The sequence below is a fragment of the Corynebacterium massiliense DSM 45435 genome (genome assembly GCF_028609805.1).
Taxonomy (GTDB): domain Bacteria; phylum Actinomycetota; class Actinomycetes; order Mycobacteriales; family Mycobacteriaceae; genus Corynebacterium; species Corynebacterium massiliense.
Map to the genome: position 1 here is coordinate 1,896,315 of NZ_CP063189.1, position 22,836 is coordinate 1,919,150.

The 22,836-nt window shown below is 66.1% G+C and carries 19 protein-coding genes; 5 read left to right on the forward strand and 14 right to left on the reverse strand.

What is annotated here, in order from left to right; translation table 11 throughout:
* Positions 1-13 precede the first annotated feature (13 nt).
* The 6 genes from CMASS_RS08865 to CMASS_RS08890 form a co-directional block, all read right to left on the reverse strand.
* A complete protein-coding gene (locus tag CMASS_RS08865) occupies positions 14-1,252 on the reverse strand; it encodes an N-acetylglucosamine-6-phosphate deacetylase (protein WP_027018674.1) in 1,239 nt (412 codons plus the stop codon).
* 34 nt (positions 1,253-1,286) lie between these two features.
* A complete protein-coding gene (nagE, locus tag CMASS_RS08870) occupies positions 1,287-3,512 on the reverse strand; it encodes an N-acetylglucosamine-specific PTS transporter subunit IIBC (protein ID WP_022863088.1) in 2,226 nt (741 codons plus the stop codon).
* Positions 3,513-3,569: 57 nt separating this feature from the next.
* A complete protein-coding gene (gene ispF, locus CMASS_RS08875) occupies positions 3,570-4,091 on the reverse strand; it encodes a 2-C-methyl-D-erythritol 2,4-cyclodiphosphate synthase (RefSeq protein ID WP_022863089.1) in 522 nt (173 codons plus the stop codon).
* 15 nt (positions 4,092-4,106) lie between these two features.
* Entirely contained in the window at positions 4,107-4,865 is a 759-nt protein-coding gene (gene ispD, locus CMASS_RS08880; RefSeq protein ID WP_022863090.1) for a 2-C-methyl-D-erythritol 4-phosphate cytidylyltransferase, read from the reverse strand.
* A gap of 8 nt (positions 4,866-4,873) precedes the next feature.
* The gene (locus CMASS_RS08885) at positions 4,874-5,458 is read right to left on the reverse strand and encodes a CarD family transcriptional regulator (protein ID WP_022863091.1); all 585 of its coding nucleotides are present in this window, start codon (positions 5,456-5,458) and stop codon (positions 4,874-4,876) included.
* 144 nt (positions 5,459-5,602) lie between these two features.
* Positions 5,603-7,567, reverse strand: coding sequence for an acyltransferase family protein (locus CMASS_RS08890; RefSeq protein ID WP_022863092.1), 1,965 nt, complete (start codon positions 7,565-7,567; stop codon positions 5,603-5,605).
* Positions 7,568-7,790: 223 nt separating this feature from the next.
* Between CMASS_RS08890 and CMASS_RS08895 the strand changes: the two genes are divergently transcribed.
* Both CMASS_RS08895 and radA read left to right on the forward strand, forming a co-directional pair.
* Positions 7,791-8,390 (forward strand): hypothetical protein, encoded by a 600-nt coding sequence (locus CMASS_RS08895; RefSeq protein WP_022863093.1) that lies wholly within the window; start codon positions 7,791-7,793, stop codon positions 8,388-8,390.
* An 88-nt stretch (positions 8,391-8,478) separates the two neighbouring features.
* Complete coding sequence (gene radA, locus CMASS_RS08900; protein ID WP_027018677.1) at positions 8,479-9,987, forward strand: DNA repair protein RadA; 1,509 nt, start codon at positions 8,479-8,481, stop codon at positions 9,985-9,987.
* Positions 9,988-10,030: 43 nt separating this feature from the next.
* Here the strand turns inward: radA and CMASS_RS08905 are convergent, their stop codons facing one another.
* The 5 genes from CMASS_RS08905 to CMASS_RS08925 form a co-directional block, all read right to left on the reverse strand.
* Positions 10,031-10,597, reverse strand: coding sequence for a hypothetical protein (locus CMASS_RS08905; RefSeq protein ID WP_051126850.1), 567 nt, complete (start codon positions 10,595-10,597; stop codon positions 10,031-10,033).
* A gap of 92 nt (positions 10,598-10,689) precedes the next feature.
* Entirely contained in the window at positions 10,690-11,259 is a 570-nt protein-coding gene (locus tag CMASS_RS08910; protein WP_022863096.1) for a hypothetical protein, read from the reverse strand.
* Between the two features lie 47 nt (positions 11,260-11,306).
* The gene (locus tag CMASS_RS08915) at positions 11,307-12,599 is read right to left on the reverse strand and encodes a hypothetical protein (RefSeq protein WP_022863097.1); all 1,293 of its coding nucleotides are present in this window, start codon (positions 12,597-12,599) and stop codon (positions 11,307-11,309) included.
* A 125-nt stretch (positions 12,600-12,724) separates the two neighbouring features.
* Positions 12,725-13,441, reverse strand: a complete 717-nt coding sequence (locus CMASS_RS08920) for a hypothetical protein (RefSeq protein WP_027018680.1) — start codon at positions 13,439-13,441, stop codon at positions 12,725-12,727.
* 282 nt (positions 13,442-13,723) lie between these two features.
* Positions 13,724-14,350: a carbonic anhydrase gene (locus tag CMASS_RS08925; protein WP_022863099.1), complete on the reverse strand. Its 627-nt coding sequence runs from the start codon at positions 14,348-14,350 to the stop codon at positions 13,724-13,726.
* A gap of 49 nt (positions 14,351-14,399) precedes the next feature.
* Between CMASS_RS08925 and CMASS_RS08930 the strand changes: the two genes are divergently transcribed.
* Positions 14,400-15,311, forward strand: coding sequence for an HhH-GPD family protein (locus tag CMASS_RS08930; RefSeq protein WP_022863100.1), 912 nt, complete (start codon positions 14,400-14,402; stop codon positions 15,309-15,311).
* 19 nt (positions 15,312-15,330) lie between these two features.
* Here the strand turns inward: CMASS_RS08930 and CMASS_RS08935 are convergent, their stop codons facing one another.
* On the reverse strand, positions 15,331-16,638 hold the full coding sequence (locus CMASS_RS08935; protein WP_027018682.1) for a threonine/serine exporter family protein: 1,308 nt from the start codon (positions 16,636-16,638) through the stop codon (positions 15,331-15,333).
* Between the two features lie 33 nt (positions 16,639-16,671).
* Positions 16,672-16,845: a DUF4236 domain-containing protein gene (locus tag CMASS_RS08940; protein ID WP_156831794.1), complete on the reverse strand. Its 174-nt coding sequence runs from the start codon at positions 16,843-16,845 to the stop codon at positions 16,672-16,674.
* Between the two features lie 61 nt (positions 16,846-16,906).
* Between CMASS_RS08940 and CMASS_RS08945 the strand changes: the two genes are divergently transcribed.
* Positions 16,907-18,217, forward strand: a complete 1,311-nt coding sequence (locus CMASS_RS08945) for an alpha/beta fold hydrolase (RefSeq protein WP_022863103.1) — start codon at positions 16,907-16,909, stop codon at positions 18,215-18,217.
* Positions 18,218-18,636: 419 nt separating this feature from the next.
* Here CMASS_RS08945 and CMASS_RS08950 read toward each other — a convergent pair whose 3' ends face one another.
* The gene (locus tag CMASS_RS08950; protein WP_022863104.1) at positions 18,637-21,504 is read right to left on the reverse strand and encodes an ATP-dependent Clp protease ATP-binding subunit; all 2,868 of its coding nucleotides are present in this window, start codon (positions 21,502-21,504) and stop codon (positions 18,637-18,639) included.
* A gap of 461 nt (positions 21,505-21,965) precedes the next feature.
* Between CMASS_RS08950 and CMASS_RS08955 the strand changes: the two genes are divergently transcribed.
* Positions 21,966-22,829: a phytoene/squalene synthase family protein gene (locus CMASS_RS08955; protein ID WP_033399594.1), complete on the forward strand. Its 864-nt coding sequence runs from the start codon at positions 21,966-21,968 to the stop codon at positions 22,827-22,829.
* The last annotated feature ends 7 nt before the right edge of the window (positions 22,830-22,836 follow it).

Consider the following 22,836-nt stretch of genomic DNA (forward strand, 5'->3'; position numbering starts at 1 on the left):
GTCGCGCCCGGGTCTAGCCGCGGGAAAACTCCCGGCCAGCCGCGAAAACCCGGGTGACCTCTGGGCGGGCGGCATCGGTGACATCGACAACCGCCAGGTCTGCCGGCTGGCCGACCACGATGCCGCGGTCCTCAGCAAGGCCCAACACGCCTGCCGGGCGTGTCGATGCCGCCCGCACCGCCGCCGTATACCCGTGCCGGGAGGCGAAGCGGTGCAACTGCTGCATCAGCGTGCTGGTGCCGCCGGCGATGGCGCCGGGTTGCCCGTCGGCGGTGGTCAGGCGGGCGACACCGCCGGTAACCGTCACGTCGAGCGGGCCCAAGCGGTAGGAACCATCCGGCATCCCCGCTGCTTCCATCGCATCGGTGACCAGGAGAGTGCCCTCCGGGGCCGCAGCCGCCGCGAGATCCACCATTCCGTCGTGGAGATGCACGCCGTCACCAATGACCTCGCAGGCCACCTTCCCGCGCCGCGCGGCCCCGAGCAGTGCTGCGGCCGCGCCCGGCGCGCGGTGGTGCAGGGGCGTCATGGCGTTGAACAGGTGCGTCGCCGTCACGGTCGCCCCGGCCGCGCACGCCGCGTCGATGACGTTCAGCGTCGTCTCGTAATCCGCGGCGGTGTGTCCCAAAGAGACGATGACACCGTGGCGGGCGCAGACCTCGATGAGCCCGTCCGCGTGCGGGGTCTCGGGCGCGAAAGTCACCTGCTTGACGGTACCCTGACCGGCCTCGATGAGGCGTTCCAGCATCGCCGGGTCGCCGTCGATGACGCGGTCGGGCGACTGCGCCCCGCACTTCGCGGCGTTGACGAACGGCCCCTCCAGGTGAACCCCGGCCAGCGTCCCGTCGGCCACGAGCGGGTGCACCACGTCGAGCTGGCGGGCGAGCTCGTCTTCCGTCCCGGAGACGAAGCTGGCCAGAAGCGCCGTGGTGCCCTGCGAACGGTGGAAGTTGGCCGCCGCGCGGCACTCTTTCTCCGTCCCCGTGGGAAACGCACCGCGGGCGCCGCCGTGGTTGTGCAGATCGACCAGCCCTGGGACGATGAGGACGCGCCGCGGGCCGGACTCTACCGAATCCGGCCCGGCAGAGCTCGCGTCGGCCGGTTCCCCAGGTTCCGCTGGTTCCCCAGTCTCCGCCGGTTCCATCGGCTCCACCGCGGTGACTACGCCCGCAGAATCAATGTCGATCCGCGCAAACGACAGGTCCTCGCGGTCCGTGACCACCCGTCCGTACAGAGAATGAGCCTGCGACAAACCTGCGTCCTTCCTTCCTGCTGTGTGGCTGGGGCTAGTTCTTCCCCGCTCGGACTGCATCAGCCTGGGTTGCATCAGCCCGGTTCTTCGCACCGGCCGCCGCCTTCGGCGTCACCCGCACGACGGGGCTGCCGGCCTCGTGGTCGCCCGGCTCCGGGGTGGTCATCCCGCCGAGTTTCTTCTTGTTGGTCACCACCACCGGCGTGGTGAGGTCGACGCCGTCCGCGATAAGGCGGGAGGCGCTAACGAGCAGCAACGGCTGGCCTGCCTTCACCTTCTGGCCGCGGGTGACCAGCGCCTCGAAGCCGTCTCCGCCGCGGTTGACGGTATCCAGCCCCACGTGGATCAGCACCTCGAGGCCGCCCGCGGTCTTGAGCGCAACCGCGTGTTGAGTCTTGGGCACCAGCATGACCTTGCCGGCCGCCGGCGCGCGCACGATAAGCGCCTCTCGGGCGCTGTCTGCGGCAGGAACAACCGCAAAGCCCTGGCCCACGGTGCCGCGGGCAAAGGCCTCGTCCGCGACGCCGGACAGGGCGATGACCTCGCCGGCAAATGGCGCACCGAGGACGCACTCCTGCGGTGAATCGTCGTCCGCGGCCGCGGGAGAGGCCTGTACAGCCTTCGACTTCTCCCCGTCCGGCAGCTCGCCTTCGGAGCCTTCCCCGGTCAGCGCCGCGTCATGGGATCCGCGGGCAATAAGTGCCGCCACGTCGTCGTAGACGAACTGGACGCTCGGGCCGATAACGACCTGGACCGCGGTCTTGGACGGGCGCATAACCCCCGCCGCGCCGGAACGCTCCAGCGCCTTCTGGTCCACCTTCGCCGGATCCTTCACCGTGGTGCGCAGGCGGGTCGTGCAGTAGTCGAGAGCGGAGACGTTTTCCGCGCCGCCCAGCCCGGCGAGGATAGCGCCAGCCAGACTATCCGCGCTTTCCGCGCTATCGGCGCTTTCTGCGGAAGATTCCGCATCAGCTTCGTCGTCTGCGTCCGGCTGCGCACCCGGTGTCTTCAGCTTGAACCAGCCGATGAGCAGGTAGAAGATGCCGAAGTAGACAAAGAAGTAGATGACGCCGAGAACAAGCAGCATCCACCACTTGTTCGCAATGGGGTTCTGGCTCGACAGCAACATGTCGAACAAGCCGGCAGAAAAGCCAAACCCGGCGGTCCAGTCGAAGTAGGAGGCGACCGCCATCGAGATGCCCATGAGCACTGCGTGGACCACGTACAGCAGCGGGGCGGCGAACATGAACGAGAACTCCAGCGGCTCCGTCACGCCGGTAAGGAAGGACGCGAGCGCGCCGGCCAGCATGAGCGAACCGACGATCTTGCGGCGTTCCGGCCGGGCGCGCAACGTCATGGCCAGCGCCGCACCCGGCAGGCCAAACATCATGACCGGGAAGAAGCCAGCCTGGTACTGCCCCACCACGCCCTTGACGTGGCAGGTGGCGCCGTCCCACGTGCCGGGGCAGCTCGCCGCGTCGGTGGCGTGCTGCGCGGCGGCCAGGGTGTCGGCGCCGTCGAGGAACTTGCCGATGTCATCGATGCCCACCACGTCGAACCAGAAGATGGCGTTGAGCGCGTGGTGCAGGCCGGTCGGGATGAGCAGGCGGTTGACCACGCCATAGATGCCGGCGCCTACAGCGCCCATGCCCTGGATGAGCTGGCCGAAGTTGAAAAACCCGTTGTACAACAGCGGCCAGCCCACGTAGAACACGCCCGCCAGCACGATGGACAACAGCGCCGTCATGATGGGCACCAGACGGCGGCCGGAGAAGAACGCAAGCGCGTCCGGCAGCTTGGTGTTGTGGAAACGGTTGTAGCACCACGCGGCGAGCAGGCCGGTGAAAATACCGAGCAGCACGTTGCCCGGGCCGATGGAATCCCAGCCCTGGGCTGCCCAGTCGAGCGCCGCCCGGCCTTCCAACTCCTCCGGGTTTTCGATGCCCTTATACCCCGCGATGGCGTCCGGGCCGACCAGCTTTGTCACGGTGGAAAAGCCGATGAAACCGGACAGCGCGGCCGCGCCGTTGCTGTCTTTGGCCAAACCGAACGCGATGGCGATGGCGAAGATGACGCCAAGGTTACCCAGCACCGCCCCGCCGGACGCCTGGAAGATATCGGCGAGCCAGGACAATCCCTCGCCGCCCTTGTTTTCCAGAAAGTAGCCAACGCCCATCATGAGGGCGGCCACGGGCAGGACGGCGACTGCACCCATCAGCGCCTTGCCCAGCTTCTGCAGCGGTCCCATGATCTTGTCCACCGCTGGCCTCCTTTAAAAGAGTCTTAAATTTTCTTCACGGCACGTTAAGCAAGAACCCTACGCCCCAGGGTGGACACCCACATAAAAAACGCACGCGGTAGCGATAGCCGCACGCCCCTCCCCGCGGCCGGTAAAGCCCATGTGGTCAGTCGTGGTGGCCGAAACGGACACCGGCGCGGCGAGGATCTCGCCGAGTCGCTCCTCCGCCTCGACGCGGCGCGGGCCCATCTTCGGCGTCTGCCCAATCATCTGCACAGCCGCATTGCCGATGCGAAATCCTTCGCCCTCCAGCAACTCGCGGCATTCGCGCAGCAGGCGCTCACCGGAGACGTTGTCGTACTCCGAGCGGCCCACTCCCACGAACGACCCGAGATCGCCCAAGTGGGCGGCGGACAACAGGGCATCGACAAGCGCGTGCGCCACCACGTCGCCGTCAGAATGGCCTTCGCACCCGTCATCGTCGGGGAACAAAAGGCCCGCCATCCAGCACTGCTTGCCGGGTTCAATCTGGTGAGCATCACTGGCGATGCCCACCCGAGGCACCAACTGGCCCGCGTGATCCATCTGGGAATCGTCCATATTGCAGTACAGCTCCTACAGCCGGCCGGGCCTGTCCTGCAGGACGGCCTGTGCCAGGCGCAAGTCGATCGGCGTAGTGATCTTGAACGCCAGGGGATCTCCCGGCACCGTCACGACCTGCTCGCCGGCCCATTCCATAATGCTGGCGTCATCGGTGGCGGTAAATTCCGCCTGGGCGAAGTAGTGTTCGTTCGCGCGGCGCAGGGCGGTCAAGTCAAAGCCCTGCGGGGTCTGGACCGCCCGCAGGTGGGAGCGGTTCGGAGTCGCGGTGACGCGGTTGCCATCGACTTCCTTCACGGTGTCCGCCACTGGGACCACCGGCACGACGGCGGGGTGGCCTTCGAGCACGTCCATGGCCACCCGGGCGATCATGTCCGGTTGCACGAGGGCGCGGGCGGCGTCGTGGACGAGCACCACCGCGTCGTCGTCCTCAATGGTCTGCAGGCCCTTCCACACCGACTCCGCACGGGAACCGCCGCCGTGCACGAGGCGGATGACGGGGGCGGTAATCGCCGCCGCTGACATCAGCCCGCTTTTTTCCAGGAGCTTTTGGGCAAAGTCCTCCATGACCGGCTCGATGAGAACGCGAATCTCATCCACGCAGCCGGCGGCGATGAGCGCCCGCACGGAGCGCTCCACAAGCGTCATACCGTCTAAGTCGACGAACGCCTTGGGCACTTCGGAGCCCAAGCGCGTGCCGCGACCGGCCGCGGCAACCAGCGCGACGATGCGGCGGTGCGGGGCCAATTCGGGAGCAGACGTGCCGGTGGTCATCGGGGTGGCTAGTCTTCGTCGTCGAAGCTGAGGTCGTCGAGGTCGACGTCGTCGCTGACGTCGGTGGTGACCGACTTGTCATCGACAAGCCCGGCGGCGCGGTGGCGCTCGATAGTGGCGTCGATTTCCTCCAGCATCGTGTCGGCCTTCTTCTCATCGACCGGCTTGGCCAGAGCCAGCTCGCCGACCAGGATGTGGCGGGCCTTGCCCAGCATGCGCTTCTCGCCGGCGGACAGCCCCTTGCCTTGGTCGCGGCGCCACAGATCGCGGACTACCTCGGCGACCTTGTTGATGTCGCCGGACGCCAGGCGCTCCTGGTTCGCCTTGTAGCGGCGGGACCAGTTGCCGGCCTCTTCGACGTCCTCTTCGCGCAGGACGGAAAAGACCTTCTCCAGGCCCTCCTTGCCCACGACGTCGCGCACGCCGACGTTCTTGGCGTTCTTAATAGGCACACGCACCACAAGGTCGGACTGGTTGATGTGCAAGACGAGGTATTCAAGCTTCTCGCCGCCCATCTGGCGTTCCTCGATGTCCTCGATGACAGCCGCACCATGGTGCGGGTAGACCACGACTTCGCCGACCTTGAACTCCATCGATCCCTCAGATCTCCTCGTTGAACTCGTGCGGAGGACTGCGCGCACACACGGCGCTCACCCCATAGGCCCTCCGATGGTAACACAGGGCATTATTGCTGCGCCCTGGGGATTCGCCGACCCCGAATCCCGCTCACGCCCCGGCTAGTAGATGGCGCAGCGGCCGAAGTCGCGCTGCTTGCCGTCTACCGCTTGCTGGATCGCCTCTTCGACCGCGTCGGTGTACAGCACCGCTCCCTCGGGCTCCGGGTGGAAGCCGTCGGGGCGCAACGTCTCCGGGTGCTCCACAGCCTTGTGGCACCACGGCGCGAGGTAGACATCCTTGTTATCGGCAATGTATTCCTCCACCTGCGCGGCCGCCTCAGGAACGCCGTTGGCCATGCCGTACGGATCCAGCAGGATGAGCGTGCGATCCGGACCGATGAAGTCTTTGATTTCGGAGATCTGCCCGGGGAACGCCTGGCCGTTGGTACCAAAGCCCAAGACCACGTAGTGGCCCAGCTGACCGGAATCGCGCAGCTGAGTGAGGATGGGCAGCGCCGCCTCATAGTGACGGGAGACCTCGCCGTCGATGTAGGCGCCCGGGAAGCGTTCGGACAGCGCCTCGTAGGAGGCAAGGGTGACCGAGTCGCCGACGATGGTGATGTCCGTGCCGTCCGGGAATTTCCCTGGGCCGGAGTCGCCCTTCTCGCGCGCCTCGGAGCCTGGACCCGTTTCGCCGTCTGCGCCGGCGCCGTTGCCCGCCGTGGACTCTCCGGAGTTGCCCGCGCCAGCCTGCGCGTCCTGCTGGGCCTTGCGCTGCGCCTCCTGCTTCTCCTTCAGATCATTGAGCGCCTGCTCGGTCGACGACTCCGCAGGGCTCTTGGCGATGGCCACCCCGGCACCCGCCGCCAACGCGACGATAAGAAGTGGAATGAACGGGTAGCGCTTCCACGAGCGGACGACCTTGCCATAGCCGCCCCGGCGGACCGGCTCCTCCACGAAGCGGAACGACAACTCGGCCAGGATGAGCGACAGGGCCACCGTGATGAGGCCGCAGGCCAGGATGCCGGCGTCTTTGAGGTAGTGGGTGACAAAGACGAAAATCGGCCAGTGCAGCAAGTAAACGCTGAACGAGCGGGTGCCCAGCCAGCACAGTGGCGTGAAGCGCATAAGCGCGGCGATAAGCCCGGCCTCCCGGACGGTCACGTGGATGACCACCGCGGCAAGCGCGGATGCCAGAAAGATTCCGCCGCGGTACGCCCAAACATTGTCACCTTCCAGCACGCAGCACAGGACAATGATGCCGGCAAACGCGAACGTGCCGAAGAGAGTGCCGGTAAACGCTTCCATCCAGCCCGGGCTGGTCGACGGCCAGCTGTCTTTCGCCGCCGGCGCCGGATCGGTGATGACGAGCGCCAGCAGCACACCAATGAGAAGGCCGAACGCGTGGGTGTCCGTGCCGTAGTAAACGCGGCTGGGATCGCTGCCCGGTGCGCCATCGACAAGCACGGCCATTGCCACCGCGGACGCCACCGCCAGAACGACGACGACGATGGCCGCAATCTTCAGCCCGTCTTGGCGCTGCCCGCGCCGGCGATGACCCCATACCGCGAGCGCGACGAACAGGAGCGGCCACAAGATGTAGAACTGCTCCTCGATGGCCAGCGACCAGTAGTGCCGGGTGACGTTTTCCCCGGTATCCGCGAAGTAGCTGGCGGACTGGGCGATCTGGACCCAGTTATTGGCAAACAACGCGGTGCCAAAGAACTGCGGTCCGAGATTGACGTTGACGTCGGGCCCCACCAGCCCCGCGACCGCCACGGTGATGACCAGCACGGTTAGGGCGGCGGGGACGATGCGGCGCAGGCGTCTGACCCAAAAATTCTTCAGCGAGACGCGCCCCGTCGCCCCGAACTCACGCACCAAAAGGGAGGTGATGAGGAATCCAGAAAGGACGAAAAAGATATCGACGCCCAAGAACCCGCCAGTCAGCCAGCCGGGAAAGGCGTGGAAAATCACGACCGCTAGCACCGCTAAGCCGCGGAATCCATCGAGCCCGCGAACTCGCCGGATACGCCCAGGCTTTAGGGGCTTTTCCCGCAGCTGCGCATCAATCCTTTTAGACACCTGTGAAACAGTAACACCAGCCGCGGACATTCTCTCCGCAATGGGGACCGGTCTGAGACACATCAACGACCACGGGGACATGCGGGGAGGGTTACCCCCGGATGACCCCACGGTTTACCTACCCCGGCGCCCCGGGGCCGGAAAACTGTGTATTACATGGCAGTTGATACTAGGGTGACTCATGAATAGCGTTTCGTGAATCAAGTCTTGGAGGACGCACCCCGTGAAGTCCCTGAAGTCCGCCGCCCGCCGCGGCCTCATCGTTGCTGTCGCATCCGCCTCCGCGCTGGGGCTGGCATCGTGCTCTGCTGGTCATATCACCCAGACTTCCGACAAGGTCGCCGCTGTCAATGGCGCCTCGGTAGATAACAATGACCAGACCGTGAGCATCCGCGACGCAGCTATCACGATCGATCCGGACACTCGCGAGGCAGCTTTGAAGTTCGTCCTCGTCAACGACGGTTACGCAGACGGCACCGTGGAGCTCGAGTCCATTGACGTCGACGGCCAGAAGGTTGACATCGACGCGGTGAAGCCGATTTCCCGCGGCCAGACCGTCGTGGCAGATAGCGCCGACGGCATCGAGCAGACGCCGCAGACCGACGACAAGGACGTCCAGTACGTTACGACCTCCCTCAAGGACGATGACTTCGGCTTCGCCGGCTCCCGCGACGTGACGTTCCACCTCTCCTCGGGCGACATGACGGTCAACGCCCCGATCGCCGCCCCAGACGAGGTTGCCGGCTCCGTCGACCGTGACGTCGAGTCGCCGGAGGGCTACACCACTGAGACCGCTGGCCCTCAGCACGACGCGGACAAGTAGCGCTCACACCCAACCCGAACAATTCTATAAACCCCACCTCGAGCACGGAATCTTCGCCGTGTCCGAGGTGGGGTTTAGTGTGTGGAGCATGGCGAAAAAGCAGAAGGTCATTCACACCTGCAGCGAGTGTGGGTACGTCTCCCCCAAGTGGCTCGGCCGCTGTCCAGACTGCGGGGCGTGGGGGACGTTAGAAACCTCTGCGGCGCCTGCCAGCGGCGCTGGGGCCCGGTCGAATTCCGGGAAACTCAGCACCGGCTCCGGCGCGGGCGGTGGCGCAGCCGCCGCGGCCGCCACTGGGGAAGTGCCACAAGGGCTCACTCCTGCTTCACCCGCACGGCCCATCACCAACATCGGCGGCGCGAGCACGAAATCCGTCCGCACGGGAATCGGGGAACTCGACCGCGTGCTCGGCCGTGGCATCGTCCCCGGCTCGGTAGTGCTACTGGCCGGCGAACCCGGCGTGGGCAAATCCACGCTCCTTCTAGAGGTCGCCTCCCGCTGGTCCCAGATGACCGACTCATCCACGGACAAAGTCCAGGCCCCCACCCCGCGGCGCGCGCTGTACGTCACCGCGGAGGAGTCCGCGGGTCAGGTGCGCGCCCGCGCGGAGCGCACCGGCGCGCTGCACGAGACGCTGTTTCTCGCCGCCGAGTCCAACCTGGACGTCGTGTTCGGCCACGTCTCTGAGGTCAAGCCGTCTCTCATCATCATCGACTCGGTGCAGACCATGCACGTGCCGGGTGTCGATGGCGTGGCAGGCGGCGTCGCACAATCGCGCGCCGTGACGGCGGCGGTCACCACCCTGGCTAAGACCTCCGGAATCCCCGTCTTGCTCGTCGGCCATGTCACCAAGGACGGCAACGTGGCTGGCCCGCGCGTGTTGGAGCACCTTGTCGATGTCGTGGTGAACTTCGAAGGCGACCGCCAGTCGTCACTGCGCATGCTGCGGGGAATGAAAAACCGCTTCGGCGCCACCGACGAGGTGGGCTGTTTCGAGCAAACCGCCGGCGGGATTAGGGAGGTCTCCGACCCGTCTGGACTCTTCCTTTCCCACCGCGGATCCACCCCGGACGGCTCGGCAGTCACCGTGGCCATGGACGGCGTGCGCCCGATTCTCGCCGAAGTCCAGGCGCTAACCGTCGACCCGGTGGCGAAGAATCCGCGACGGGTGGTCACGGGACTGGACAGCAACCGCGTGCCGATGGTCCTGGCAGTGCTCCAAGCCCGCGCCGGCGAGCGCACCAACGACAAGGACGCCTACGTCGCAACCGTGGGCGGCGTACGCATCACGGAAACGGCCACCGACCTAGCCGTCGCGCTGGCCACGTGGTCGTCCCTCCATGAAAAGCCGCTGCCGGCCAAGACGGTGGTCATCGGCGAGGTCGGCCTGGCAGGCGAGCTGCGGCACGTGCCCAACTTGGAGCGCCGCCTAGCGGAGGCGGCGCGGCTCGGCTACGAGCACGCGATCATCCCCACCACTCCCCGGGGCCACGGGCAGGGCTCCGGAGAAAACCGCGGCGAGAAAACGAAAAGTGCCGGCCTGCATATTCAGCAAGCCGGTACTCTCCGCGAGGCCATCTCTCTCCTCGACCGCTAGGACAATCCGGCGGCAGAGGAAAAGAGTTTATTGCCTTGCGGGTTTAGCGGATGTCGTAATCCGGGGCATCGTCAAGCCGCAGCTCCGAGTAACGCCCCTCCGGCACGGACGCCGAATAGGGCTTGCCCTGCTCGTGCCACACCTGATCCTCGCCGCACTTCACGTCCTGGTTATCGGTGTCCAGCATGGTAAAGCCCCACACCAGCTTGCCCTGCTCGTTGGCGGGCAGCTCGTACGGGCCGACCACCTGCTGCAGCGACCAGTGCGCCTCGTGGACGTAGGTGAACCCGAAGGTGTTGGTCATCAGCTTGGCCAAGTCGCCTTCGCCTTTGACCTTGCCGGAGACCTCGAGGGTCTGCGTGCGCTTGTCGGTCACCTTGTGGGTCACCGGCACGGATTCGTCATTCCGGTTGGTCACGCTCGCTGCGTCGGTCTGCTTGAACCACCGGCGCTTGGCGGTGATCCAGGTGCCGTTCTGCCCCGGGGTGGCACAGTGCGTGCCCGGCTTGAAGTCGTCATTCCAACGCTGCGGCAGCTCGAAGTCACCGGCGAAGGTGCCGGGCGACGACTTCTCGGCCGCCGCGGCGGCGGGTGCGAATGCCGCCGGCATCGCCACGCCAAGCGCCATCCCGCCGGCCATGATGCCGGCCGCTGCCGCGCTAGTAACGCGGCGCGCGAGAGAAGTCCGTACTGCCGTCATGCCTAGCTCCACTGCTCGTTATCACGGGTGGACACCTCGACGTGGCGTTCCTTCGGCAGGGTGGCGGTGAACTTGCCGCCGTCCGCGTGCCAGGTGTGGTCGGAGCCGCACACGGTGTGCTGGCCCTCGAAGTCGGAAACGACCCAGCCGGCGCGCAGGACCGCGGTCTTGCCCGGCTTGATGTTGTACGGGCCGACCTGCTCGCCGACCTCGTAAGTCTGGGTGTCGGTGTAGCTGGAGGAGAAGGTGAAGTGGATGAGATCCAGCAGGGAGAAGTCCACGCCCGCGGAGACGTTCCAGGTCTTGGTCTTGGTCTCCTTGATGCTGCGGGTGATCGGCAGATCCTCGTCGTTGTAGTTGGACGCAGTCCAGGTGCCGGCGGAGCCGTCGAAGTAGGTGCGCTTGATGTCGATGGTCTGGCCGCGGTCGCCCGGGTTGGTGCACTGAGCGCCGATGGTAGTCGGGTTGGCCGGGCCGAGGTCGCGGGCTGGGAGGGCGCCAGCGGTCGGGACGGTGAGGGTGGCGGCGGCGATGGCGGCCGCGATCGGGGCGGTGAGCTTACGGAGCTTCATGACGGAGGGGTCCTTTCGGAAAAGCTAGTGAAATTGTGAATAGGGATTTAGTGGGACGCCTGGGTGGGGACCGGCAGGTCGCGGTAGTCGTCCGGGGTGACATCCTCGGTGCGCGACGAGCCGTCCGGCGACTGGATGGTCGCCTCCGCCCAGAAACCACTCGGGGCCGAAGCCTGCTTGTAGTTGCTGGTCATCGAGTACTTCTTGTCCTTACCGCAGTGCAGCTCGCGGTAGTTGATGCGCGACATGGTCGTGCCGTACTCGACGCGGACGCGCTCGCCCGGCGCGAGCTGGAGGTGTTTCAGCTTGGTGCCCACCGGCATGTAGGCGCGCTCGGTGGCGCCGACGGACTGCAGCCAGCCCTGCGGCGGCTTGCCCTGGCGCTCCACCCAGTTGGCGTAGCCATTGTACTCGGCCCCAACGACGTTGTCGGTGACCGGGGCCCACTCGTAGTCGCCTTCGGACCAGTTGCGGAAGTCCACGGAGTAGCCCGGCTTGCGGAAGGTTGGGGTCACCGCCTCGATGTCGAGCGGGTACCACTTCTTATCGCCCGGGCGGCACTCGTCACCCTCGCTCGGCCACTCCGGGTCGCGCGCGAAGGTGTCGTCCGGGGTGACGATCTCGTCCTTTTGCGGGTCGGCGACCTTCTCCAGGCTCGGCCCGGACACAGCGGTGTAGGTATCGCCGGTGGGCTTGCTGTTCGCACCCTGGGCGCGGGCCGGGATGTCGAGGGCGACATCGGAAAGCGTGCCGTCCGCCTTGATGATGTAGGCGAACGCGTAGCGCTCCGCGGGGCCGGTGCCGCGCACGACGTTGGCACCCTCCTGGTTTTGCAGGATGCCGTCCTTGCACTCGACGAACATGGAGATGAAGTCCTTCTCCAGCACGCCGTACTCCACGCGGAAGGACTCACCCGGCTGCAGGGTGATAGGCCCGAAGGTTTCGGAATCGGTCCAGCCGTTGGATTCCTTCAGACCAATGTCCGACTTTGCGGTGGTGTTCCACCCGTTGGGCAGCTCCGCCTTGGAGTTCGCGGAAATCTTGTGATTGGTCCCAGTCTCCACCGTCGCGGTGTACGGGACCGGCTGGTCGGTGCGGTTGGTAAACTGCGCAGTCCCGTCGTTCAAGTACCGGCGGGCGGTCTCGCCGAAGCGCCACTCCGGCAGGCCTTCCTGCGTTGCCTGGGACTCATCGCACGGCTTGTGCAGGCCCTGAATCGGGTAGCCCTGCGGCATGGCCGGGACCGCCTCGGCCGGGGCTGGGTCCGCCAAGGTTCCCAGCGCCGCGAGGCCCACCGTGGCTACGCCAGCCACGCCTGCGCGAAATGCAGAGAGCTTCATGTAGTTATTCCTAGCTGCTTATCTGAACTATTAGCCACCGTGATTTTACACCGCACTCAAAATATCGCAAGGGTTCACAGCTAGAAATACGCCGCAAATTTTTAGCTCAGGCTGACCTAAACGAATTACCCCAGGTTAAATGTATATGCGGCCGAGGGATTGTCCCCCACCACCGCGTGCAGGAAGTAGGCACCAGCCGGCGCCGGCGCGCGATCCCCGCACTGATCCGGGCCGGAGCTCAACCGCGACCACACAGCTTCGAAGTTGCGCTTGTCGCCCGCCTCGACGGTCTGCTCGCCGCGCTCAACCGCCGGGTTGCAGTCCGTATCCGACCACACCGGCTGGTTGGTGGCCAAGTCGTAGACCTCGAAGCGTAGCTTGTCCTTGTCCAGGTTGACCTGGCAGTCCTTCTTCGTGGGGTTGTCCACCGACATGTAGAACTTGGGCTGCTCGCCCGGCGCGTAGTTGGCCTTATCGCTCGTGGCGGTGATCTTCAGATCCCCCAGGTCACACGAGTCCTTGCCCGCGGCGGCCGGCTCGACAGACTCAGATTCGGATTCAGTCGGCTCCGTTTCCGACTCGCTCGCGCTTGCCGATGCCGACTCCGACTCACTGTCCGCATCTTCCGAGCTAGCCACCGACTCCGATTCGGACGCCTTCTCCGACTCGTTGGCACTGCTCGCGGCGCTCGTCGGCGCAGCCGAGGACGTAGCGGCAGCGCCTTGCGGATCCTTGTCTCCCCCGCCGCCGAGCGCGGTGAGCGCCCACACCAAAAGACCGATGATGACAAGCAGCGCTACCAGGGCCGCGATGCGGCGCCGCTGATAGATCTCTTTGGGCAGCTCGGCGCGATCGGCGCCGCGCGAAGTGTTCCGGCGCGGCGCGTTGTCATAGTCGCGCGGCGGGCGGCCGAACTGGTCTGATCGGCCAGATCGGTCCGGCCGGTCCAGGTGGCTAGGTCGCTCCGGACGATAAGAGCGATCCGGTCGGCGGCGGGGCGGCTGTCCATCTCGGTAGGTCACACTGTGTCATGTTAGGCACCCAGTATGACCTGCCGGGCTAAGCGGCAGCCCGCGTGTCTTTGCGGAGCGGCACTTTCCGCGGCCGCGGTCCCCCGGCCACCGCTACTCCACTCCGTGGTAAACGACTGGCTCGATGCGGCCATCGTCAAGCAGGTAGCGCGCACCCACCACGCCGATGGACCCCTCGTCGACCTTGTGCTGCAGCGCGTGGACGTTGGCCAGCAGGCGGTCGACGGTCTGGCGGGTGTGCTCGCGCTCGTACTCGGCGGTGGACGTGCTGCCCTGGGCATGGACGGCCTGGGCGGCCAGCGAGATCTTCTCCACGATGGCGCGCTGAAACCCGACGGGGATGGTCGCGCCGTCATCGATAACCCCGGCGGTCGCCCCGATGGCGCCGCACGACTGGTGCCCCATGACCACCACGAGGTTCACCCCGAGGTTTTCAATCGCATACTCCAGCGAGGCCAGCACCGAAGTGTCCACGATGTGGCCGGCGGTGCGGATGACAAACGCATCGCCCAAACCGATGTCAAAGACGAGCTCCACCGGCGCTCGCGAGTCCGAGCACGACAGGACAACCACGCGCGGATCCTGGCCGCTGCGCAGGCCGTAGCGGCGCTTGGAATCGGTGTTGGGGCGCTCGGAGAGCTCGTGGACGAAGCGCTTGTTCCCGGCGAGCAGCGCCTCCCAGACTTTCTGCGGTTCTTGCGGTGTGTGCGACAAAGGCATGCCATAAATCCTAGCTACCGTGACGCGTCCACTACACTGTGACGCCGCTATGACCGAGCACGCCACCGCAGATGCCACCGCATCCCCACTCGACCCCGCAGCCATCCTGGACTGGTTCGACGCGCACGAGCGCGACCTTCCGTGGCGCCGCCCCGGCACCACCGCGTGGGGCGTGCTAGTCAGCGAGATCATGAGCCAGCAAACCCCGGTCGCCCGGGTCGCGCCCGTGTGGCAGGAGTGGATGGACCGCTGGCCCACACCCGCCGATTTCGCCGCCGCCTCCCGCAGCGAGGTCCTGCGCGCCTGGGGCACGCTGGGGTACCCGCGCCGCGCGCTGCGCCTGTGGGAGTGCGGGCGGGCCATCACCGCAGACCACGCCGGGAAAGTCCCCGCCGATGTGGATACGCTTTTGGCCCTGCCCGGCATCGGCGACTACACCGCCCGCGCGGTCGCCTGCTTCCACTACGGGCGCAACGTGCCCGTCGTGGACACCAACGTGCGCCGCGTGCACGGCCGCGCGGTGGGCGGCGAGTTCCTGCCACCCCGGCCGTCTAAGAAGGAACTTGCCGCCGTAGCCGAGCACGTGCCTGACGATGCCCACGGCCCCCGCTTTTCCGCCGCCCTCATGGAACTCGGCGCCCTGGTGTGCACTGCAAAGAACCCGCGGTGCGCAGAGTGCCCAGTGGTGGATCGGTGCGCGTGGCAGCGCGCCGGCTGCCCGCAGCCCAGTTCCGCGGATCTCGCCGCGGCGAAAAAGCGCGTGCAGAAATTCGCCGGCACCGACCGCCAGGTCCGCGGGCGCATCATGGCGCTCCTCCGCGCGGCGGACGAGCCCGTGAGCCAGGAGCAAATCGACGCGGTGTGGGCGGACGGGCCGCAGCTATCGCGAGCGCTGGCCTCGCTTCTTGCGGACGGACTCGCCGAGCAGGACCCCGACCAGCGCTTCCGGCTGCCGCAGTAGCCACGCGAATGTGCCGCGCCTAGTCGTAGCCGCGCTGGGCCTGCCAGTCCTCCGCCTCCGGCGAGAAGTCAATGAAGTGCCCGAACGTCCAGTTCGGGTCCGTAAGCAGGCGAGCGAAGATGAGGCCCGCGCCGATGGACAGCACGATGAGCATGCCCGTCGCGGTATTCGCCAGCGCCTGGTCCATCGCCCCGGCGTTGAGGTCATAGACGGCGCGGTACATCGTCGCGCCGGGCACCATGATGACCGCCGCCGGCACCGTGGTGGTAATCCGCGGGAGCAAAGCCCACTTCGCCGCGGCCGCGCCCAGCAGGCCGACGACGAACCCACCCACGAGCGCGGCGAAGTACTCCGTCGCGCCGGCGTGCAACACCACCAGGCGCAGGCAGTTGGCCACCATGCCCACCGTCGCCGCCACGAGCACCATGCGGCGCGAGGAGTTGAAGATGAACGCGAACCCGGCAACGCCTAAGAAACTGGCGATGGCCGCGGCCACCGACCACGCGGCCGTCACCCGCGGCGTGCCCGGAATCGGGTTGAGCTCGGTGGCCCAGCTAATCATCGCCACCGTGAACGTCGCGGTGGAGATAACCGTGAAGGCATAAGCCAGCCGCGGCAGGCCCGCCTCGAAGTCAAAGCGCGCGAGATCGATAAGCGAAGAAAACAGCGGAAAGCCGGGTACTAAGAAAAGCACCGCCGCCACATACCCGAAGGTGAAATCGTGCGGGTCCGCCCACCCGGCCCAGTTGAGTAGCGTGGCAATCCCCAGAAACGTCAGGCTCGCCACCGCCGCCGCGGCGATAACGCACCCTGTCTGGTGCACGTGGCGCCGGTGCAGCTCGCCGCGGGTCAGCTGGCCGGCGGCTGCGGCCACCGCCACCACCGCCACGGCCGTGGGCGGAAAGAAGTTGAGCACCGCAAACGCGGCGCACGCCACCGCGGCAGCCAGCGCCAAATACCAGCGGTTCCAGCGGGCGCGGACGCGATACTCGACATCGTCAAGCATGGCCTCCAGCTCCTCGGCGGTGATGCCGGGGTACAGGCGGTTGTGGGCGAGGTCCTCTAGCGCCTCGATGCGCGAGGCGTCCACCGCCGGGTTGTGCTGGCGGGAGATGACCGTGCGGAAGGTGTTGCCGCGGTGGAACGTGCTGGTGATCTGCACGATGCCGACGACGAGGTCGAGCTTGTCAAAGCCGAGCGCCCGCGCCGCCCGCTTCATCGCGCGCATGACGCGGTAGCCCGACGTGCCCGCCCCCATAAGGAGCATGCCCAGCCGCACCACGGCGTCGGCCTCGATGCCCATCCGCCGGTAGTCGGCCTCGCTCATCTGCTCCATGCGCGCCTCCGTCGGTTCGGCGTGTTACTTGCGCCAGCGGCCCCGGAAGTTAAACCCGCCCGGCAGGTTCACCCAGAACCCGCCGCGCGAGTTGACCGTCACCGGGCCCATGCGCTTCGACGCCGAGGCGCCCTTGCCGGAGAAGTTGATCCAGCTGTTCTTTCCGGTCTTCTTGCGTGAGCGAAAGTTCAATCCCATGCGCGTGATTTTAACCCGCGCACCCGAGGCGGACCCGGGCGACGTCTGACATACTTTTTTCATGCAAATTTTCTCTTCCTCCAAGCTCTGGGCCAACCAGTCCCGCTCCCGCTTCCGCTCTCGCGCACGCCGCGCTGTCGCCACCGCGGCCGCTCTTACCACCATCTCCACCTCCGCGGTATACGCCACGGCCGAGGAACCGGCGCCTGCTCCCGCTCCCGCGGCGCCGGGCAGCGTCGTCTCGGTGGCGGAGGCGTCACACTTGGGGGCGATCATCGATAAGAATGCGGCAGCCAAAGCGCACACCTTCCGCTACACCTCCACCCTCCAGGACGGGACGCCCACGGAGGTCAGCGGCACCATCTTCGAGCCGACCGCGGAGTGGGACGGCCCCGGGGAGGCGCCCACCATCGCGTTTGCACCGGGCACGCGCGGGCAGGGCGACCAGTGCGCGCCGTCGGTGGCCGACGAGCAGGTCTTAGGGGTTGACGCCGCACGCGGCTCGCTCAACGTCAACTACGAGTACCCGTTCTTCCAGGCCGCGGCCGCGAACGGCGTGCGCGTGGTGGTGACCGACTACATCGGGCTGGGCACGCCCGGGGTGCATTCTTACGTCAACCACATCGAGGAGGGCCACGCGCTTATCGATGCCGCCCGCGCCGCCCTCGACCTCTCCGGTGCCGGGGACGACGCACCTGTCGGCTTCGCGGGGTATTCCCAGGGCGGCGGTGCTGCCGCTGCAGCCGCCGAGCTCGCCGGGGAGTACGCCCCGGAGCTCAACGTGAAGGGCACCTTCGCGGGCGCTCCCCCGGCGAACCTCATCGACGTCATTGCGGCAGCCGACGGCAGCGCCATCGCGGCGGTTCTGGCGTACTCCCTCAACGGGATGGTGGAGCGCGGCCCGAACCTGCAGCGGATCATCGATGACAACTTCAACGACTTGGGCAAGGCGTTCCTCGCGGATTCGCGCGAGAGCTGCATCGGCGACTCGATCTTGAAGTGGGGCTTTATGACCACCGACAAGCTGACGAAGACCGGCGAGACGTTTACCCAGCTCGTCGAGCGCGAGCCGGAGCTGCAGGACGCGCTGAACGCTCAGCTGCTGGGCACCCGGCGCCTTAACGCCCCGATCTTTGTGGCCATCTCGCCGGAAGACGATGTCATCCCGACCGCGCAGTCCCGGCAGCTGGCCCTCGACCACTGCGCCCAAGGCAGCGAGGTGCAGTTCGAGTCCGTCCCGTCCACCAAGGTCCTGCCACATAGCGGCACAAACCACATGCTCGGCATGGTCGAGTACTACCCCTCCGGGCTGTTCTACCTGCTCGACCGCTTCCGCGACGTCCCCGCGCCGTCGAACTGCGGGGAGTTCTAAGCCTTAAGCCCGCCGCGCCCGAGCCACGCGCCGCGCCCCGGCTCCTCGCCTCGCCGCACCTCGGCGGGCCCCAAGGCTCGGCGGCCACCCGCCCCGCCGACTGCTTTTTCGTTGACGCAGCCACAATCGCACGTTTTTGGATCTTAAGGGGTGATTTCTCCGAAAATTCAGGCCTTACGATCCTAAAACGTGCGCCGACCTCCCCGCCGCGCGGGGCTCTGCAAATTCGGTGCACCTTAGAGGCGAATTCGGTGCCAAAATCTGACGCTTAGGTGCACCGAATTTTCACCAGCCACCTGTGTCTATCCGGAGCGGTCAAAACGAGTGAGGGCTCGAGCGTCCAATCGCTCGAGCCCTCCTTGCGGTGGTATCTCTCTGGCGCCGCCGCCCCAGTGAAATACCGGCGTTAACGCCGAGTACTACTCCTTGGCCGGTTCGCCGGCACCGGCCGGCGGCGGGGTGTCGTCACCATCGGAACCACCGAAGCCATCGGAGCCACCGAAACCATCGGAACCGCCGTCGCCGCCAGCCGGGGTGTCCGGCGTGATGCGGTCCGGGCCGTTGTCATTGGTGGAGTCGGTGTCGGTGCCGCCGCCAGCGTTGCCCGAACCGCCGTTGCCCGAGCCAGTGTCAGTATCGGTGTCGGTGTCTGGGTCGTTCTCGCGCACGGTCACGTCGCTGGAGCCGTCGTCGTCGCTGTCACTGTCGGACGGGCCGAACTTGTCCTCCGGCAGCGGCTTCGGGCGCGGGGTGAAGGTGAACGTCGCGTCCTTGTTCTCCTTGGACTCGCCGTCCCAGCCCTCGACGTCGACGGAGATGATCTCGCCGGCACCGATCTCGCCGAAGAGGATCTTCTCGGAGAGGTGATCCTCGATCTCGCGCTGGATGGTGCGACGCAGCGGACGGGCACCGAGAACCGGGTCGAAGCCGCGGTCGGCGAGCAGGTTGCGCGCCTTGTCGGTTAGCTCGATGTCCATGTCGCGCTCGGCCAGGGACTTGCTGACGCGGCCGACCAGCAGGTCGACCATCTGGACGATTTCGTCCTTGGTCAGCTGGTGGAAGACGACGATGTCGTCGATACGGTTGAGGAACTCCGGGCGGAAGTGCTTCTTCAGCTCGTCGTTGACGCGGTTCTTCATGCGCTCGTACTGCGCATCCGAGTCCGTGTCGTTGTTGTTGGTGAAGCCGAGCCCCACCGCCTTGGAGATGTCCTGCGTGCCCAGGTTCGAGGTGAAGATGAGCACCGTGTTCTTGAAGTCCACGACGCGACCCTGGCCATCGGTCAGCCGGCCATCCTCAAGCACCTGCAACAAAGTGTTGTAGATCTCCTTGTGCGCCTTTTCGATCTCATCGAAAAGCACCACGGAGAACGGCTTGCGGCGGACCTTCTCGGTCAGCTGGCCGCCCTCGTCATGGCCGACGTATCCCGGAGGGGCGCCAAACAGGCGGGAGGCGGTGAAGCGGTCGTGGAACTCGCCCATGTCGATCTGGATGAGATCCTCGTCCGAGCCGAAGAGGAACTCCGCCAGCGCCTTGGACAGCTCAGTCTTACCCACACCGGACGGGCCGGCGAAGATGAAGGAACCGGACGGGCGGTTCGGATCCTTCAGACCCGCGCGGGTGCGCCGGATAGCGCGGGAGACGGACTTGACCGCCTGGTCCTGGCCGATGATGCGCTTGTGCAGCTCGTCTTCCATGCGCAGCAGGCGGTTGGATTCCTTCTCGGTGAGCTTGAGCACCGGGATGCCCGTCCAGTGTGCGAGCACCTCGGCGATCTCGTCCTCGCCGACCTCCGCGATCTCCTGCAGGTCGCCGGACTGCCACTCCTTTTCCTTCTCGGAGCGCTCCTCGTTCAGCTTGCGCTCGGTCTCGCGCAGGCTGGAGGCCTTCTCGAAGTCCTGGGCGTCAATCGCCGCTTCCTTCTCGGTGCGGATCTCCGCGATGCGGTCATCGATGTCGCGCAGCCCCTTCGGCGCGGTCATGCGCTTGATGCGCATGCGGGCGCCGGCCTCGTCCAAGAGGTCGACTGCCTTATCCGGCAGGAAGCGGTCGTTGATGTAGCGGTCCGACAGGCGTGCGGCCGCCTTGAGCGCCTCGTCCGTGTAGGAGACGCGGTGGTGCGCCTCGTACTTGTCGCGCAGGCCGCGGAGAATCTCCACGGTGTCGTCGAAAGACGGCTCATCGACCTGGATCGGCTGGAAGCGACGCTCCAGGGCCGCGTCCTTCTCGATGTGCTTGCGGTACTCCTCCAGCGTGGTGGCACCGATGGTCTGCAGCTCACCGCGCGCCAGCTTCGGCTTGAGCAGCGAGGCGGCGTCGATAGCGCCCTCGGCTGCACCGGCGCCGACGAGCGTGTGAATCTCATCGATAAACAGGATGATGTCGCCGCGCTGGTTAATCTCCTTGAGCACCTTCTTCAGGCGTTCCTCGAAGTCACCGCGGTAGCGGGAGCCGGCGATAAGGGAGCCCAAGTCCAGCGAGTAAATCTGCTTGTCCTTCAGGGTCTCCGGCACGCGGCCATTGACGATGTCCAGCGCCAGACCTTCCACAACCGCGGTCTTGCCCACGCCGGGCTCACCGATGAGAACCGGGTTGTTCTTGGTGCGGCGAGAGAGCACCTGCATGATGCGCTCGACCTCGGACTCGCGGCCGACGACCGGGTCCAGCTTGCCGTCCTTCGCCGCCTGGGTCAGGTTGCGACCGAACTGATCGAGCACGAGGGAGTTAGAGCGATCGCCGGAACCCTTGTTGCGGCCACCGGGGCCACCCATGCCGCCGCCGGAACCGGCGCCGGCGCCAGCCAGGGACGGGCCGCCACCGTTGCTATTGCCGCCATCACCCTGGTTGCCCTCATAACCGGAAAGCAGCTGGATAACCTGCTGGCGCACGCGCGGGAGATCCGCGCCCAGCTTGGTCAGCACCTGGGCGGCCACGCCCTCGCCCTCACGGATGAGGCCGAGCAGCAGGAACTCGGTGCCAATGTACTTGTGCCCCATCTGCAGGCCCTCCCGCAGGGAGAGCTCGAGCACCTTCTTGGCGCGCGGGGTAAACGGGATGTGGCCCGAGTGCGGCTGGGAGCCCTGGCCGATAATCTCTTCGACTTCCTTGCGGACGTCTTCTAAGGAGATGCCCATCGACTCCAGCGCCTTGGCGGCAACGCCCTCGCCTTCGTGGATAAGGCCCAGCAGGATGTGCTCGGTGCCGATGTAGTTGTGGTTCAGCATCCGCGCTTCTTCCTGCGCCAAAACGATGACGCGACGAGCGCGGTCAGTAAACCTCTCGAACATGTACAACCCCTCGGTTCGTCGTCGGTTAAGTCAGTGAGATATTTCCGTCACAAAGTTTCACCCACTCTAACGCGGCAGCCCTTTCACTCATTCTTTAATTTCGCCCGCCCCACTCAACTTTGCCGCGTTTTCGCACCTCACAGGGCTGTACGCCTGTAGCGAACAGCCTTCCCGGGGCATTGAGGCACCTTGGGGATGCAGGGACCCTAGCCAACCCTCCAGAGCCCCGAGGCCTTAGTCCACTCCCCGCCGCAAAGGCTTGTCGAGGCCCAGTGTGTAATACAGGTTGTGGTGGGACACGGTGTACTGCCTTTAGATAGGGATAGGATTAGTTTTTACCTAAGCAGCACTGACCGCCGCGCAGTGAATGGCTGGGGACTGTTCCCCGCACCCTCCACACAACTCGACGCCGCCCTGCTTTAAACGGCCTTTCAAACCGGAGCTTAAACTTGGAAAACACCATGCATCTTCGGCGTTATGACACCGCGGCCCAGCGCGCCGCCAGGCAGGTCATCGACACCTATTCCACCAGCTTTTCCCTGGCCACGCGCCTGCTGCGCGGCCGGGTCCGCACCGACATCGCGAACCTGTATGCCATGGTGCGCATCGCCGACGAGATGGTCGACGGGACCGCGCGCGAAGCAGGTGACGGTGCCGCGGCCATTCGCCGGCGCCTCGATGCGTACGAAGATCAAGTTATTGCCGCGCCGACCGAGCGTTTCCACACCGACCCGGTGCTACATGCCTACGCCATCACGGCGCGGCGCTGCGAGCTTGCCGATGCCCACGTGCACGCGTTTTTCGCCTCGATGCGGTGGGACATCGACAAGCAGTCGTACTCGCCGCAGCACTTTTCGGACTACATCTACGGCTCCGCCGAGGCCATCGGGCTCATGTGCCTGCAAATCTTTTTGACCGGCAGGGAGGTGTCCGACAGCGAGCGGGCCGAGATGAATCGCGGCGCGCGCCGCCTCGGCGCGGCGTTTCAAAAGGTGAACTTCCTGCGCGATCTGGGGGAAGACTCGCACGAATTGAACCGGACGTATTTTCCGGAACTCGTGGACACACCCCTGGATGGACCAACCAAGGATCGTCTAGTGGCGGACATCCGCGCCGATCTCGCCGCAGCCCAGCGCGCCATTGCGCTCTTGCCGCGCGATGCCCGGCTCGGGGTGCAGGCCGCCGCTGACATCTTCGCGGCGCTGACCGATCGCCTGGACCGCCTCAGCCCTGCTGACGTTGCCCATCCCTCCTCGCGGGTGCGGGTGCCTAACGCGGAAAAGACACTCATCGCCGCCCGGGCGGTAAAGAAGGTGATCCGGTGAGTAGGGG